Below are 15,381 nucleotides of genomic sequence, written 5' to 3'. Positions count from 1 at the left end.
GGGTGGGGGGGTTCCGGAAGCGGCGGCGCACGCGACCGAGGCGACGGAAGGGCGCGGTTGGCCGGGACGGCGAACGCAGCTCGGTCGACCAGACAGTGGAAGAGCACCTGACCGGTCAGCGCGGCGAGGCATCTCGGCCGGCCGGGACGGGGCAAGCAACTCGTCGACCGGGTTCGGCGGTATAACCGCAGGCGAACGGGGCTGTGGAGGAGCGCGCGGGAGGTCGGGCGGGCGCACAAGCCGCAAGCCGCAAGCCCTCGAGGCTCCGGAAGAGCACGCAGGCGACCAGAGCGCAGTAAGAAACCGCAAGCCATCGGGGCGGTGGAAGAAGCCGCAAGCCATCGGGGCGGTGGAAGAAGCCGCAAGCCGTCGGGGTGGTGCAAGAAGCCGCAAGCCATCCACGCTGCAGAAGAACGCCCAGGCGGCCAGGGCGAAGGCAGAAGCCGCAGGCCGTCGAGGCTGCGGAAAGCGCGCGGACGGCCGGGGCGGTGGAAGAGGTGCGAGCCGTCGGGGGCAGAAGAACGCGTCGGCGGTCGGTCGGGCGGGCGGGCGGAGTCATGGGGGGTGGGGAGGGGGGTGTGGCATAGTGGGGGCATGTTCGCGCACTCGACCTTTGTCTTTAGCTATGGCACCGGGCCCACCGGCTGCCATGGTCGTGCTGCTTGAGCTACTGACAAGCGACTTCCCCAGGCGCCCCGGGCCGACAAGGTCCGGGGCGTCTGGCGTTTTCCGGGTCTTGCCGCTCCGGGGAGTCCGTTCGACTTCCGACGAGGAGCCCCAGAGATGACCATCACCTCCACCGAGAAGACCGGCGCCCGTACCTCCGAGGCGGCTGGTCTGATCACCGGCGCCCGGGAACGCATCGACGCCCTGGACGACCGGATCATCGGCCTCATCCAGGAACGCGTGGCGGTCTCCGCCGTGATCCAGGAGGCACGGATCGAGTCCGGCGGCAGGCGCGTGAACCTGTCGCGCGAGATGGAGGTCCTGGCCCACTACAGGGACGCCCTCGGCAAGCCGGGCACCGCGCTCGCCATGACCCTGCTGGAGCTGTGCCGAGGCCGCATCTGACCGGCGCGCTCCGGCGGCGCACGTACATACGCCTGCCGTCTCACCCGTACGGCGCGTGACCGCCGTACGACACGCTTCGTTGGTGTCGGTGTCCGTGCCAGCCAGGTGCGGGCCCGAAAGAACCACGCGTGGCTCCGCTGGAGCGATGAGGCGTCCGGATCGTGCCGTGCGCCGTGGGACCTCGCTCCGGGGTTGTGACCGGACGGCAGGGGACAGCAGCCCGGTCACGCAAGAGATCGGCCGGCTCCGGGGACGCCCGGGGCCGACCGGCGGAACTGTTCCAGGGCGGGCAGACCGGTCGCGGAGGCCGTTCTCCCCCTTACGACGCGGAACGAACCGCCGACACGACCAGGCAAAAAAGGACGGAGGGCCCCGCGGTCGGCCTGTTACAGCCGTCCCCGGGGCCCTTGGTCCCACCGCGTCCGCTCAGCCGGCGACCTTCTCCAGCTTCGCGACCTGTGCGTCCAGGACTTCGGCGGGCACCTCGGCCTTGTCCGCGTCGAGCATGTTCATCGACGAGAACGTGATGAGCGTCGAGCCGCTGCGCACCACCGTGAAGGACATCGGGATCTTCGCGCCCTCGATGTCGCCCTTCAGCTTGTACGCGACGGCCTCGTCGCCCTGCTTCGGTGTGGTGAGGGTCTCGATGTCGGTGTACTTGTTGCCGACCTGCTCGTACCCGTCGCAGCTCTCCGTCGCCTTGCGCAGGTCGGCCATGACCTTCTCGGCGTCGCTCTGCTCGTGCGCGGCGAGGGCGACGGCCAGCACGGTGGCGGACAGCTCGTCCACTGCGGTGACCCTGCGTCCGGCACGGTCCTTCGCCTGCGGGTCGGAGGTGAAGTAGAACATGTTCGCAAGGGCCTGGCAGGCGGCCGGCTCCGCGGGAACAGGTACGGCGGGCATGTCGTCCGCCGGCATCTCGGAGATCGTGTAGCCCTTCACGTCCCCCTTCGCGAGGGCCGCCTCCTTCAACTGGGCCTCGGTCAGCGCGGGCTTCCCGGCCTCGTCCTTCCCGTCCCCGGCGGCCGAGGCGCTGTCAGCGGCCGACGGCTTCGCGTCAGCGCCCTTGTCCTCGTCGCCGCCCCCACCACACGCCGCGGTGAATCCCAGCGCGACCGCGACCGAGACGGCCACCGCCACCCGCGACATCGTCGACTTCATGTCCCCCACCTCATGCTTTTCGCTTCATGCATCACAGAGGCCCCACAGGCCCCATCGAACATGTATGTGACGGCGGGGCGCGCCCATCGGTTGTGCTCCTCACGCCCTCTTTGCGCGTGACTCGCGTCACACAAAAAAACTGTCATCGCGAGGGCAACCCTTCGCACCACTCACCAGTCACATCTGGCACACGAGAGAAGAACCCGCGCTCGGAGGGGGGTGCGGGTCCTTCTCCGTAACTCTTTCCTCCCCTGGCTACTTCTTCGGCGGCACCGTCGGTACCGGCACCAGCGGCAGACGCAGCGCGCCGAACGCGTCCGCCGGGACCGCCGGGTGCAGGGGCTCGACGGGGCTGAGGCGCTCGTAGGCCTCGCCGGGGGCCGGGCGCCGGTCCGGCTCGCCGTTGTTCGGCCAGTACGACATCGCCCGCTCGGCCTGCGCCGTGATCGTCAGGGACGGGTTGACGCCCAGGTTCGCGGAGACAGCGGCCCCGTCGACGACGGAGATGCCGGGGTGCCCGTAGAGGCGGTGGTACGGGTCGATCACGCCGTCGTCCGCCGTGGCACCGATGGGGCAGCCGCCGAGGAAGTGCGCGGTGAGCGGGGTGCCCATCAGTTCGCCCACGTTGCTGCCGGCGAAGCCGTTGATCTCGGCGGCGATGGCGGACGCGGCCTGCGAAGCGGCCTCGATCTGCTTGGGGTTGGGCGCGCCATGGCCCTGACGTGCCGTCAACAGCCCCTTGCCCAGGCCCTTCGGCTTCAGGTGCGTCGACAGGGAGTTGTCCAGGGACTGCATCACCAGACCGATGATGGTCCGCTCCGACCAGCGGCGGTTGGAGAGCGAACGGGCCACCAGCAGGGGGTGTTTGGCCGCGTACCCGAGCCAGCCGAGGACCCGGGTGGCGCCCGATGCGGTGCCACCCGCGTACGGGACCTGGAGGATCGACAGACCGCCCATCGCGTTGGAGCCCTTGCCGTAGCGGACCGGCTCGATGTGGGTGCTGTCGTCGGGGTGGATGGAGGAGGTGATCGCCACGCCCCGGGTGAAGTCGACCTCGGGCGCGCCGTGCGCCTTGCGGTAGCGGCGGTTGTCGGTCTGGGCGCCGACCAGCGCTTCGGAGTTGGTGCGGGTCAGCATGCCCAGGCGGTCCGAGAGGTGCGGCAGTTGGCCGTTCGCCTTCATCCGGTGCAGGAGGGTCTGGGTGCCGTAGGTGCCGGCGGCGAGGACGACGCGGCGGGCCCTGAGCACCCGGCCCTCGCCCTTCCTGCGGTTGTCGGTCGGGAGGGTCGTCACGGCGTAGCCGCCCTGCGAGTCCTCCGTCAGGGCCACGACCGTCGTCATCGGGTGGACGACCGCGCCCGCTTTCTCGGCGAGGTGGAGGTAGTTCTCGTTGAGGGTGTTCTTCGCGCCGTGGCGGCAGCCGGTCATGCACTCGCCGCACTCGGTGCAGGCGGTGCGGGCGGGGCCCACACCGCCGAAGTAGGGGTCAGCCGCCTGGTCGCCGGGGGCTGCCTTCGTCTTGCCGTCGGCGTCCTCGCCGTCACCGAAGAAGACGCCGACCGGGGCGAGGTGGAAGCTGTCGGCGACGCCCATCCGCTCGGCGGCGGCCTTCAGGTGCACGTCCGACGGGGTCATCGTCGGGTTGAGCCGTACGCCGAGCATGCGGCGGGCCTGGTCGTAGTACGGCTTCAGCTCCTCCTGCCAGTCGGTGATGTCCTTCCACTGCGGGTCCTCGAAGAACGGTTTCGGCGGTACGTAGAGGGTGTTGGCGTAGTTGAGGGAGCCGCCGCCCACGCCGGCTCCGGCCAGCACCATGACGTTGCCCAGGAGATGGATGCGCTGGATGCCGTACATGCCGAGGGCGGGGGCCCAGAGGTAGTTCTTCAGGTCCCAGGAGTTCTTGGGGAGCGACTCGCGCGTGAACCGACGGCCCGCTTCGAGGACGCCTACCTTGTAGCCCTTCTCGGTCAGGCGCAGGGCGGTGACCGAACCGCCGAAACCGGATCCGACGACGATGACGTCGTAGTCGTACGACACGTGCTCTCCTCGTTGAGAACGGTGGGCGGGCCCGAAGACCTAGCGGAGCCTCAGTGCCTTCATCACCTTCAGGCTGCGGCTCATGAACTGGGCGTACTTCTCGTCGTCCATGCCGAGGGACGGGGCCATGGGCAGCAGACGCTGCTGGGCGACGGTCTGGGCCTCCGTGTACTTGAGGATGCCCTCGGAACCGTGGCGGCGGCCGAGACCGGAGTCCTTCATGCCGCCCATCGGGGACTGCACGGAGCCGTAGGCGGAGGCGTAACCCTCGTTGACGTTGACCGTGCCGGCGCGGACACGGGAGGCGACCTCGCGGCCGCGGCGGCCGTCCTTGGTCCAGACGGAGGCGTTGAGGCCGTACGCGGTGGAGTTGGCCTCCGCGATCGCCTCGTCCTCGTCCGTGAAGCGGTAGAGGGAGACGACCGGGCCGAAGGTCTCCTCCGTGCACACGGACATGGGTTCCGTGACGCCGTCGAGGATGGTCGGCTCGTAGAAGTAGGGCCCGATGTCGGGGCGGGCCACGCCGCCCGCGACGACCGTCGCGCCCTTCTCCACGGCCTCGTCGACGTGCCGGGTGACGGTCTCCAGCTGGCGTTCGCCGACGAGGGAGCCCATGTCGGCGCCGTACGCGAGGGACTTGCCGAGGCGCATGGCCTTGGTGCGGGCGGCGAAACGCTCCAGGAAGGCGTCGGCGACGGACTCGTGGACGTACAACCGCTCGATGGAGATGCAGAGTTGGCCGGCGGAGGAGAAGCAGGCGCGGACGGCGCCCGCCGCCGCCTTCTCTATGTCGGCGTCCTCGAGGACGAGCATCGCGTTCTTGCCGCCGAGTTCGAGGGAGACGCCGACGAGGCGGGCGGCGGCGCCCTGCGCGACCTCGCGGCCGGTTCGGGTGGAGCCGGTGAAGGAGACGTAGTCGGCGTGCTTGACGACCTCGGGGCCGATGACAGGGCCCTCGCCGAGGACGACCTGGAAGACGTCGGCGGGCAGGCCGGCCTCGATGAGCAGGTCGCGGGCCCACAGGGCGGTCAGGCAGGTCTCCGTGTCGGGCTTCATCACGACGGCGTTGCCCGCGACGAAGGCCGGTATCGCGTCGCCGACGGAGAGTTCGAGCGGGTAGTTCCAGGGGGCGATCTGGCCGATCACACCGCGCGGGTGGCGCAGTTCGGTGACCTTGGTGAGGGTCGGTACGGCGCCGGTGTGCCGCTTCGGCTTGAGGTAGAAGGGGGCCTTGCGGCCGTAGTGACGGGCTGCGACCGCTACGGCCTGGACCTCCTCGTGGGCGTGGAGGCGGGCCTTGCCGGTCTCCAGCTGGATGAGGTCGAGCACCTCGCCCTGGCGCTCCAGCACCAGGTCGTGGAAGCGGAGGAGTACGGCGGCGCGCTCGCGCACGGGCCGCTGTGCCCAGACGGCCTGGGCGGCGCGGGCCCGCTCGTAGGCCGTCGCCACGTCCTCGGGGGTGGACTCCGGCAGGTCGGCGAGCTTCTCGCCGGTGAAGGGCGTGTGGTTGGCGGTGCGGCCGGAGCCGACCACGCCCTTGGTGAGCTGGGCGACCAGTTCGGGGGTGACCACGTCGGCGGCGGTACGGGCGCCCTGCGGGGCCGCCGCGAGGGGGTTGGTGCCGGTCGTCCGTGCCGTGCCGGTCGTTCCCGTGGTGGTCGTGCCGGTCTTTTCGGGGGCCTGCGAGTCCGTCATGACGCGCAGGGTATTCCGGACCGGACGACTTTGGGTACCCGGCGGTAACAGGGTTTCACCGGGACGCTCGCACCACGCCAGTGATCGCTGGCAACGAAGTCGCTGATCAGGGCGGCGGACGGTGCCGTGCGGCCACGAATGCGGCGTCGATCACTTCCGTGCCGGAAGACGGCCACGGTCCGGTCACCGGTGCCGGCTTGGCGGCCTACGGCCCGGTTTCCAATGCCGGCGCGGGCTACGGTCCGGTCTCCAGTGCCGGTCGGCGGCCTACGGCCCGATCTCCAGTCGCTCGCGCGCGCCCTTGAAGACGGCCGTGCCCTTCTTCTCGTCGGCCGTGCCCTTCGGCATGTCGACGCGCAGTTCGTACATCCGGTCGTCGTCGGTGCGGACGATCAGTTCCAGGACCCTGGTGGGGGTGCCGTCCAGGTAGTGGGTGGTGTCGGCGAGGACGGCCTCCTGGTCGTGGAAGCTCGTGGCGGTGAAGTTGGCCATCGACTTCACGTCGCCGGCCACGATGTCCGTGGAGTCCTTGGCCTGTTCCATGGGTGAGGCGGGCGCCTGGTCCCACTGCGTCAGCCGTACCCGGACGACCTTCTCGCCCTCGTAGGTGACCGTACGGGGCCGCCCGTCGTCGCCGTCGCCGCCCTCCGCGCGGAGCCGTTCGTAGGGGCCTGGGAGGGAGAGGACGGCGTCCATGGCCTCCTCGCGGTGGGCCACCCAGCGTGTGCCGGGGGTCGGGGTCGGGCTGGGGGACGCGACACGGGCGTCCACCCATCCGACCTTCGGCTCGGCGACCTCGGTGACACCGCCGTCCTTGTCGAACGCGACCCCGGCCCAGGCTCCCCCACCGGCCAGCAGCAGCCCGGCGGCGGTCGCGACGGCGAGACGACCGGCGCGCGCCCTGCGCCGGGGGCGCGCGGCTCCGGGCCGCACGACCTCGGTGTCCCGCACGACCTCGGGCGCATGCAGCTCACCCCGTACGTCCTCGCGCTCCTCGCCCCGTACGTCCTCGCCGTCCTCACCCCGTACGCCGAGCCGCAATGTCCCCGCGTCCTCGCCCAACTCACGGAGCCCGGCAGGGGTCTGGGTGTCGGGTGTCCGGTCCTCGGCCACGTCGCGCAGGAACCCGGCGGTCTCCTCGGCGTCCGGGCGCAGCGCGGGGTCCTTGGCCAGCAGTCGTACGAGCAGGGGTCCGAGGGGGCCCGCCCGCTCCGGCTCGGGGGGCTCGGCGGCGAGGATCGCAGCGAGCGTGGACTCCAGGGTGGTGCGGCGGAAGGGGGACCAGCCCTCGACGGCGGCGTAGAGGAGGACGCCGAGCGACCAGAGGTCGGAGGGCGGGCCGGCGGCTCCGGGCCCGGCCATCCGCTCGGGCGCGACGAATTCGAGCGACCCGACGAACTCCCCTGTCACGGTGAGCGATTCCTCGCCCTGGACATGGGCGATGCCGAAGTCGGTGAGGACGACCTGGCCGTGCGGCCCGAGGAGGACGTTGGCGGGCTTGACGTCGCGGTGCACGATGCCGACACCGTGCGCGGCGTGCAGCGCGCCGACCACGGCGAGGCCGATGCGGGCGGCCTCGACGGGGGTCAGGGCGCCGCGTTTGAGGACCTCGTGGAGCGACTCCCCGCGGACCAGTTCCATGACGATCCACGGGGCCCCGTCCTCGACCACGACGTCGTGGATGGTGACGGCGGACGGGTGGTCGACGCGGGCGGCGGCGCGGGCCTCGCGGTAGAGCCGGTTGGCGGCCCGCCGACGGGCGTCGTCCTCAGGACCGACGGGGCCATCGGGGCCGCCGTCCGGGCTGCCCGGGGCGTCCGGGCCGGCGGGGCCGTGCGGGTCACCGGGCAGCCTGGGCTGTTTGACGGCGACTTCGCGGTCGACGAGTTCGTCGACCGCCCTCCACACGGTGCCCATGCCGCCGGATCCGACGCGCTCCATGAGGCGGTAACGGCCGCCCACCAGGCGACCGGTGCTCCGGAACGTCCTGATGCCGGACGGGAGTTCGTCGCGCGGATGTTCGCCGTCGTCGCTCATGCCCCATCAGTACCGTGTGGGGCCGGAGCTTGTCGACGCGGGCCCGGTGGACCGGTGTCGACAACGCTCGCGCGCAGTAAGTCTAGCGACGCCGGTTCCACAACTCCTCGGCCCAGTCGTACCGTTCGCGGTGCTTGGGCAGGGCGGTGCGGCCGACGGCGGCGGCGAGTTTGCGCAACCGGCGCCAGTCCAGGGGCGGTTTGGGCTCGGGGACACCGGGGCGGTCGCGGGGCACCCGGACGCGCACCGCCTTCGGCGAGACCCGGCAGTGGACAGGGGTGGGCAGGACGAGTGCCTCGCCGTCGACGCCGACCTCGATCTCCGGCCGGTCGGCCTCGACGACGATCTCGTCGGCGACGAGGAGGCTCAGGCCGGGGGCGTTCGGGCCGAGGACCAGCCCGGCGGCCTCGGCGGCGCTGTCGACACGGATGCCGACGACGCCGAGCACCCCGGCGTCCAGCCGTTCGCGGCGGCCGAGCCCGACGAGGTCGTCGCTGCGGTAGACGTTGTTGCTGACGAGGACGGCCTGGGGCGCGTCGATGACGGCGTCCCCGATGCGGGCGGTGAGGTGCGGGCCCCGCTGGTGCGTGAGCAGTTCGGGCAGCAGTTCCAGGGTGGTGCGGACCTTGTCGTCGCGGTAGGCGGGGCTCTGCACGACGGCGGCGTACGCGCCGAACGAGGCGTTGTTGACGAAGGGGTGGCCGCTGGCGTAGCCGAGGTCGACGTGGAGTTCGACGCCCTTGTCGGTGAGGGCGTCGAGGCAGGCGGCGGGGTTGTCGCGGTCGAGGCCGAGGTCCATGGCGAAGTGGTTGCGGGTGCCTGCGGAGATGACGAGCAGGGGGACGTCGTACGCGGCGGCGATGGCGGCGACCTGGGCCTGGGTGCCGTCGCCGCCGGCGACGCCGAGGAGGTCGGCGCCGTTCCTGACGGCGTCCCGGGCCAGCACGGCGACGTCCTCGTGGCGGGCGGGGTCGAGGAGGTGGACCGTGGCGCCGAGCCGTTCGGCGCGTTCCTTCAGCCGGAAGCGTTCGACCTTTCCGCCGCCGGACTTGGGGTTCATGATGAGGAAGGGGCGGGTGGGGGCGGGGACGCGGTGCTCGGGGACATGCACCTGGTGGGACTTGGTGCTGCTGAGGGCGAACTTGCCGGACCAGACGGCGACGCCCCACAGGGCGGCGGAGACGATCACGACCCAGAGCAGGTTGACGACGGCGAACCACCAGACGACGCTGACGGGCGCGGCCACGGCCAGCACTCCCGCCGCGATCCGGGCGGCGCCGCGCCGGGTCAGCACCCACCACAGCGAGGCCACGGTGAGTCCGGCGCCCAGCACGACTCCGGCGACGAGCAGCAGGCTCGCCCCGCGCGCGAAGCCGAGGGGCAGCAGCACGGCGAGGACCGCGCAGCCGAGGGCGGCCCTCGCCGCCCAGCGTTGTCTCGCGTGTGCCCGTACGTCCAGGTGTTCGATGCCCACGCTCGCTCGCCCTTCGCGCCGATCATGCACTTGACACGGCATGTTAGGGGCAAGGGGGCACGAGCGGGCGACGACCCGGGGAGCCGGACCCTGCGGGAAGCCGGACTACCCGGGACGGCGGACTACCCGGGACGGCGGCTCAGTGCTTCCAGTCGGCCAGATAGAACAGTTCGAGCTGTCCGTACTCGTCGTCCACGTCCGAGAGGTCCTGCGCGATGGTGTGCAGGAGCGAGACGGAGCGGACGAACCCGTGGACGTCGGCTCCGAGGAACACGGCACTCGACGAGAGGACCAGCGCGATCCGGAACGGCGTTTCCGCCCCCCGGTCCCGGAGGATGTCCGTCAGGGCGTCCCAGTTCTCGCCGTAGTGGTCCGGCGCCGACAGCGCGCGCCCCAGAACCCTCAGCAGGTCCGATTCCGTCGTCACGTCGGCCAGATCGGCCTCCAGGACGGTGAATCCGGCGCCGCTCAGTTCCTCGACCACTTCCTCGCGACGGCTCTGCGGCGCGAAGTACGGTTCCGACGGCAGCCAGGGCAGGACGTCCCGGGGGTCCACCCAGGAATCCTGGAGATCATCCGTCGTCATCGCACCCGCGCAAACGTCTTGTAGTGACCGGTCCGGTGCGCGATCGTACCCCTCCCCCTGGTGCCAAGCCGCTCAGGCCGGGTCCGTCAGGCCAACTCGCCTGCCCCGATTGACGGTTGCTCGCGCGGGCCGCCTATAGTCCGGTTGCTCACGCAAGCAGGCCGTATGGGCGCCCCCATGCCGTGGACCATTCGGTCGGATCCCGTGCCCGGGGAGGGCGTCGCCTGCCGTCAGGTCACTCGAAGGGCAGGTAGCCGTGCGTCGGCTCTGGGGTTGTCTCATTCTTTGCGTCGCCACCGTTGCGGGGTTCCTCCTCCACGACATCCGCGACAGCGCGGCGGCCGACCGCAACGAGAGCTCCCACGCCTACGGTTCACACCCCCGGCAGACCCTCGACGCCTACTGGAACGCCGCTGGTGAGGAGCGAGGCGGGAAGCAGCCGGGCATCGTGATCCTGCACGGCGGCCACTGGTACGAGGACACCGGGTGGGCCACCTGGTCGCGCACCTTCGCGGACGCGGGGTACGCCGTCTTCGCCGTCGACCACCGGCTGAATTACGACGCTCCCTGGCCGGCCCAGCGGACCGACGCGCTGTCCGCGCTGGACTGGATCCGCGCCCATGCCGCCGACTTCGACGTCGACACCGACCGGCTGGTCCTGCTGGGCTCCTCCTCGGGCGGCCAGATCGCCACGGCCGTCGCCACGTACGGCTCCGGCACCTTCCGCGTCGACGGCGTGGTGGCCCTGTCCCCCGTCAACGACCCGTACCGCGCCTGGCGCGACGGCAACGCCGACGACGCGACCGCCAGGCAGCGCAAACTGCGCGACAACGCCACCCTCCTGGCCCGCTGTCACCCCGAGACGGTCGACAACTCCGCCTCGGCGCATCCGGGTTGCAAGGACACCTGGACGGACATGGTCGTCAGGAACCGTGCCTCGGGCGGCGACGACGCCCCCATGCTCCTGATCCACTCCGCGGGCGACTTCGTGCCCGTCCGGCACTCGCTCGACCTCGAAGCCGCCGAGGAGAAGGACCACAACATGCCCGCCAACGGGGTCACGGTCGAGACGGTGGCCGGTACCGCGCACGGCGGAGCACTGTTGAAGGAACCGGGGGTGGCCGACCGGGTCCTGGGCTGGATCGCCGAGAGGACGCACTGAGCGCCCCGAGCTGATGTCCCGGCCCTCCGCCGCGGTCCCGCCCACCGAGGTGCTCCCCCACAGGAGGCGTACGCTGCCGGGCGGCGGCCCCCCCTACATCGCGTCGATCTTCAGGTTCGCGATGGCCGTGCGGGCGATCTCGCGGCCCTGCTCGGTGAAGTGCCCCTTGCCCGGATAGTCGATCCAGAGCCGGTACATGTCACCGTTGCCCGCCCGGTAGTACAGGACCCGCGCCTCACGCAGGCGCGGGGCCTGGGTGTCCGTGGTCGTGTACCTGATCGTGTTCTCGGCGGCCTCACGGTCCTGGAACTTCGCCTCCTGCGGCCGCCCCTTCGGCGCGGGAACGTCGGCGATGTCCAGCGAGTACTCGCCGTCCTTGACCACCTCCCAGTCGGCGTACGCCCTGTCCAGCGCGACCCCCGGGATCTCGTTCTCCTTGCCGTCCTTCTCGATGTCCCGGTCGACGTTGATCCGGATCAGCCCGCTCGGGTCGCTGTACTGCGCGAACGTGCCGTCGGTCTCGTCCGGCTCGAACCGGTCCTTCACGAAGTCCGCGGGCACGCCCACGCTCGCGGCGACCTTCGTACCGAGGTCCCGCTGCTTCCAGCCGTCCGGCAGCGGTCCCGCGAAGGGGTCCGCGATCACCACGTAGGCCGTCACCGCCGCCGCCACGCCCAGCACGCCGAGCCCGGCGACCGCCGTCGCGACGACCGCCGCGCCGACCCCGGCGAGGGTCTTGGCGCCGATCCTGATGCCCTTGGAGTCCCCCGCGTGGGGCCCGGCGGTCGTCTGGACCACCTGGATGGGCGCGGGCGGGTTCGCGGCCGCCTCCAGCAGTTCGCGGACACGCGCGGCGCTCGGGCGGCGCGCCGGGTCCTTCTGCAGCAGGCCGTTGATGGCCTCGGCGAGCGGGCCGGTGGCCGAGGCGGGCGCCGCGGGCGTGGCGTTGAGCACGGACTGCAGGGTCGCCGGCGTGTTGCTGCGTCGGAAGGGCGACACGCCCTCGGTCGCGGCGTAGAGGACGACGCCGAGCGACCAGAGGTCCGACGCGGGGCCGGGGCGCTGGCCGAGCACCCGCTCGGGGGCGATGTACTCGGGCGAGCCGACGAAGCCGCCGGTGTCCGTCAGATTGGTCTCGCCCTCGATCTGGGCGATACCGAAGTCGGTGAGGACGACCCGGTCGTGCCGACCGAGGAGGACGTTGTCCGGCTTGACGTCCCGGTGCAGGATGCCCGCCGCGTGCGCGGCCTCCAGCGCGCCGAGCACGTCGAGGCCGATTCTCGCCGCGTCACGGGCCCCGAGGGTGCCCTCCTGGAGCGCGTCGCCCAGCGAACGCCCTCGTACCAGCTCCATGACGATCCACGGCCGGTCCTCCACGACCGCCACATCGTGCACGTTCACGACCGACGGATGATCGAGCCGGGCCGCCGCACGGGCCTCGCGGCGCATCCGCTCGAAGGCGTTGGCCCGTTCGCGCTCGGGAAGATGGTCGGGTACGCGAGGCTCCTTGACGGCGACCTCCCGGTCCACCGTCTCGTCCTGCGCCCGCCACACCGTGCCCATACCGCCGTGCCCGAGCTTGGCGAGCAACCGGTAGCGCCCGGCGATCAACCGCCCGGTGCCGGGGTCCTGCGAGGACGGCGCCGACTGCGGGGGCGGGGTGGGCCGAGCCGTCTGCGCCGGCTGTGGCTGCGGCTGCGGGACCGGGGAAGGCACCGGCCCGGCCGCGACCGGGCTCGGCTGCGCGTAGGGGTTCCCCGGGTACGGCGCACTCGGCTGCGGCGGTTGTAGTCCGAAACTCGTCGGCTCGTCGGCTCCATAGCCGGGCCCAGGCCCTGATCCGTAAGGGGCGCCCCCGTTGCTGCTCATACGTTCATCTGTATCGCGGGAAGCGCTTCGGCATCCAGCCCCGTCGCTTTCCGGTCACAGACCCGTGACGCGGAACACCACTTATCTCCGCCTATCGCCGCCTATCGCCGCTTCAGTCACGTACGAACGAGTCCACCGCCACGTCGAAGTACTCCTTCGCCTCGCTCACCCTCCCGACCGGCGCCGACACCCACACGTCGTACAGCCGCCCATCCCGCTCCCAGCACAGGTCGTACGTGTGCCGGGGCCCCTCCGCCGCGCTGAAGCCGTCCCAGGTGAACTCCCAGAGCGCGGCCTGCCGTCCGTCGTGCGTGGTCTCGGTGACCCGGCCGTCGCGGTAACCGGGGTTGGTGGACGGCCCCTTCGCATGGGCGCGCCGCATCACCCCTGCCGGCCCGCCCGCCTCCGGGTCGTCGACCTTGACCCCGATCCGGATGACCTGCCCCGGCGACATGTAGAAGACCCGCTCGCCTTGCGGCTCCCGGGTGAAGTCGTCCGGCACCGCGAGACTGAAGCCCCGCTCGTCCTCGGCCAGCCGGTACCCCGAGGGCACGGTCGGCGCGGTGGCCGCCCGCGAGCGCGTCACGGTGGGCGCCGCGTCGCCCGACGTGCCGGATGTACCCGATGCACCGGACGTACCACCGGGCTCTCCGGATCCGCCCGACACACCCGGAGTGCGCGAAGCACTCGGCGTGCCGGACCCTCCCGACTCGCCCGGCGATCCCGACTGGCCGGACTGCCCGGACTGCCCCGACTCGCCCGCCGTGCTCGACCCGCCCGGCGTCCGCGGCGCCGAAGTGCCCGGTGTGCCGCCCCCACCGCCCCCCTCCCGCATCAGCAGCGCCGCCGCCGAGACACCCGCCCCGGCCATCGCCGCCACCAGCGCCGCCGCGACCAGCACGCTCCGGGTGGAGTGCGGCGGCCGCCGCTGCCCGGGCTGCTCCCGCAGCGCCGCCGAACCGGGCCGGCCCGGCCCCGACGGCGACGGTCCGCCCCCGGCCGCCGTTACGTCCTGGGCGGCGGCCCCGGCGGCCCCGGCGTCCCCCGCGGCATCCGTACGCCCCGCGTCCCGCCCCGGGCGCGGCACGTCCCGCCGGGTCGGGGTGTAACCGGGCGACGTCCTCGGGTACTTCGTCGTACGCGGCGTCCGGCCGGTCTCCCGGAACGCCCGCAGCAACCGCTCGGCCTCCTCCGCGTCGAGCCGCCGGTCCGGATCGCGCTCCAGCAACCCTCGTACGACCGGGAGCAGCGGCGCGGCCTGCGCGGGCGGCCGGATCTCGTCGACGACGACCGCGTGCAGGATCCCGCCCAACGAGTCGCGCCGGAACGGCGATTCCCCGCTGAGCACGGCGCACAGCAGCGCGCCCAGCGACCACAGGTCGGACTCCGGCCCGGTGCGGACCCCGGACATGCGCTCCGGGGCGGTGTACTCGGGCGAGCCGACGAAGGACCCGCTCTCGGTGAGCGTGGTCGCGCCGGCGACCTGGGCGATCCCGAAGTCGGTGAGGACGACCCGGTCGGTGCCGTTCTCCAGCAGGACGTTCGCGGGCTTGAGGTCGCGGTGCAGGACCCCGGCGTCGTGCGCCCGCCGCAGCGCGCCCAGCAGAGCGATCCCGATCCGCGCGGCCTCCCGCGCGTCGACGGGGCCCTGCTCGTCGATCCGCTCCGCGAGCGAGGCTCCGTCGATCAACTCCATGACGATATAGGGCCGTTCGTCCTGCTCGACGACGTCGTGCACGACGATGATGTGCGGGTGGCCGAGCCGGGCGACCGCCCGTGCCTCCCGCAGGGTGCGCTCGCGCCGTTGCCGGGAGCGCTCCTCGGGGAGCGAGTCGTCCAGGGCGAGTTCCTTGACCGCCACCTGCCGACCGAGGAGCTGGTCGGTGGCCCGCCACACGATCCCCATACCGCCGCGGCCGATCCTGGCCTCCAGCCGGTAACGCCCGGCTATGACACGGACGTTCTCCCCCTCGGTCCCCATACGCCTCATCATGCCGCACCGGACCCGAACCCTCCGGTGCCGCGCGACCGGCTGGCCGACAAGCGCCGCACACACGTCTCACGAGCGTCTCACGAGCGCCTTGCGAGCGCTCCGCGAGCGCCGCGTTGGGCGGTCCGGCGGCGTTGGGCGGCCCGGCGGACGCGGGCCGGTCGGCGGACGTTGGGCGATCCGGCGGTGGCGGGGCGGTCGGCGGACGTTGGGCGATCCGGCGGTGGCGGGGCGGTCGGCGGACGTTGGGCGATCCGGCGGTGGCGGGGCGGTCGGCGGACGTTGGGCGATCCGGCGGT

At 72.1% G+C, this 15,381-nt stretch carries 10 protein-coding genes; 2 read left to right on the top strand and 8 right to left on the bottom strand.

Annotation, left to right across the window (positions count from 1 at the left end; genetic code table 11):
* Positions 1-783: 783 nt before the first annotated feature.
* Entirely contained in the window at positions 784-1,071 is a 288-nt protein-coding gene (locus PUR53_RS07480) for a chorismate mutase (protein ID WP_239756786.1), read from the top strand.
* Positions 1,072-1,497: 426 nt separating this feature from the next.
* On the opposite strand, the gene PUR53_RS07475 is transcribed toward PUR53_RS07480, so the two are convergent.
* From PUR53_RS07475 to PUR53_RS07450, 6 genes are all read right to left on the bottom strand, one after another.
* Positions 1,498-2,232 (bottom strand): hypothetical protein, encoded by a 735-nt coding sequence (locus PUR53_RS07475; RefSeq protein WP_329907797.1) that lies wholly within the window; start codon positions 2,230-2,232, stop codon positions 1,498-1,500.
* Positions 2,233-2,487: 255 nt separating this feature from the next.
* Positions 2,488-4,269 (bottom strand): GMC family oxidoreductase, encoded by a 1,782-nt coding sequence (locus PUR53_RS07470; RefSeq protein ID WP_329898611.1) that lies wholly within the window; start codon positions 4,267-4,269, stop codon positions 2,488-2,490.
* Positions 4,270-4,308: 39 nt separating this feature from the next.
* Positions 4,309-5,964, bottom strand: coding sequence for a succinic semialdehyde dehydrogenase (locus tag PUR53_RS07465; RefSeq protein ID WP_329898610.1), 1,656 nt, complete (start codon positions 5,962-5,964; stop codon positions 4,309-4,311).
* 267 nt (positions 5,965-6,231) lie between these two features.
* A complete protein-coding gene (locus PUR53_RS07460) occupies positions 6,232-8,001 on the bottom strand; it encodes a serine/threonine-protein kinase (RefSeq protein WP_329907796.1) in 1,770 nt (589 codons plus the stop codon).
* A gap of 82 nt (positions 8,002-8,083) precedes the next feature.
* Complete coding sequence (locus tag PUR53_RS07455) at positions 8,084-9,475, bottom strand: diacylglycerol/lipid kinase family protein (RefSeq protein ID WP_329907795.1); 1,392 nt, start codon at positions 9,473-9,475, stop codon at positions 8,084-8,086.
* A 139-nt stretch (positions 9,476-9,614) separates the two neighbouring features.
* Positions 9,615-10,061 (bottom strand): barstar family protein, encoded by a 447-nt coding sequence (locus PUR53_RS07450; RefSeq protein WP_329898607.1) that lies wholly within the window; start codon positions 10,059-10,061, stop codon positions 9,615-9,617.
* A gap of 256 nt (positions 10,062-10,317) precedes the next feature.
* Between PUR53_RS07450 and PUR53_RS07445 the strand changes: the two genes are divergently transcribed.
* On the top strand, positions 10,318-11,223 hold the full coding sequence (locus tag PUR53_RS07445) for an alpha/beta hydrolase (protein ID WP_329907794.1): 906 nt from the start codon (positions 10,318-10,320) through the stop codon (positions 11,221-11,223).
* A 93-nt stretch (positions 11,224-11,316) separates the two neighbouring features.
* Here the strand turns inward: PUR53_RS07445 and PUR53_RS07440 are convergent, their stop codons facing one another.
* Together PUR53_RS07440 and PUR53_RS07435 are read right to left on the bottom strand one after the other, a co-directional pair.
* Positions 11,317-13,092 (bottom strand): serine/threonine-protein kinase, encoded by a 1,776-nt coding sequence (locus PUR53_RS07440; RefSeq protein ID WP_329898605.1) that lies wholly within the window; start codon positions 13,090-13,092, stop codon positions 11,317-11,319.
* A gap of 112 nt (positions 13,093-13,204) precedes the next feature.
* On the bottom strand, positions 13,205-15,073 hold the full coding sequence (locus PUR53_RS07435; protein WP_329907793.1) for a serine/threonine-protein kinase: 1,869 nt from the start codon (positions 15,071-15,073) through the stop codon (positions 13,205-13,207).
* Between the last annotated feature and the right edge of the window lie 308 nt (positions 15,074-15,381).

This window comes from Streptomyces sp. SP18BB07, from assembly GCF_036322545.1.
GTDB lineage: Bacteria > Actinomycetota > Actinomycetes > Streptomycetales > Streptomycetaceae > Streptomyces > Streptomyces deccanensis.
This window is presented reverse-complemented; position numbering and strand designations above follow the sequence as displayed.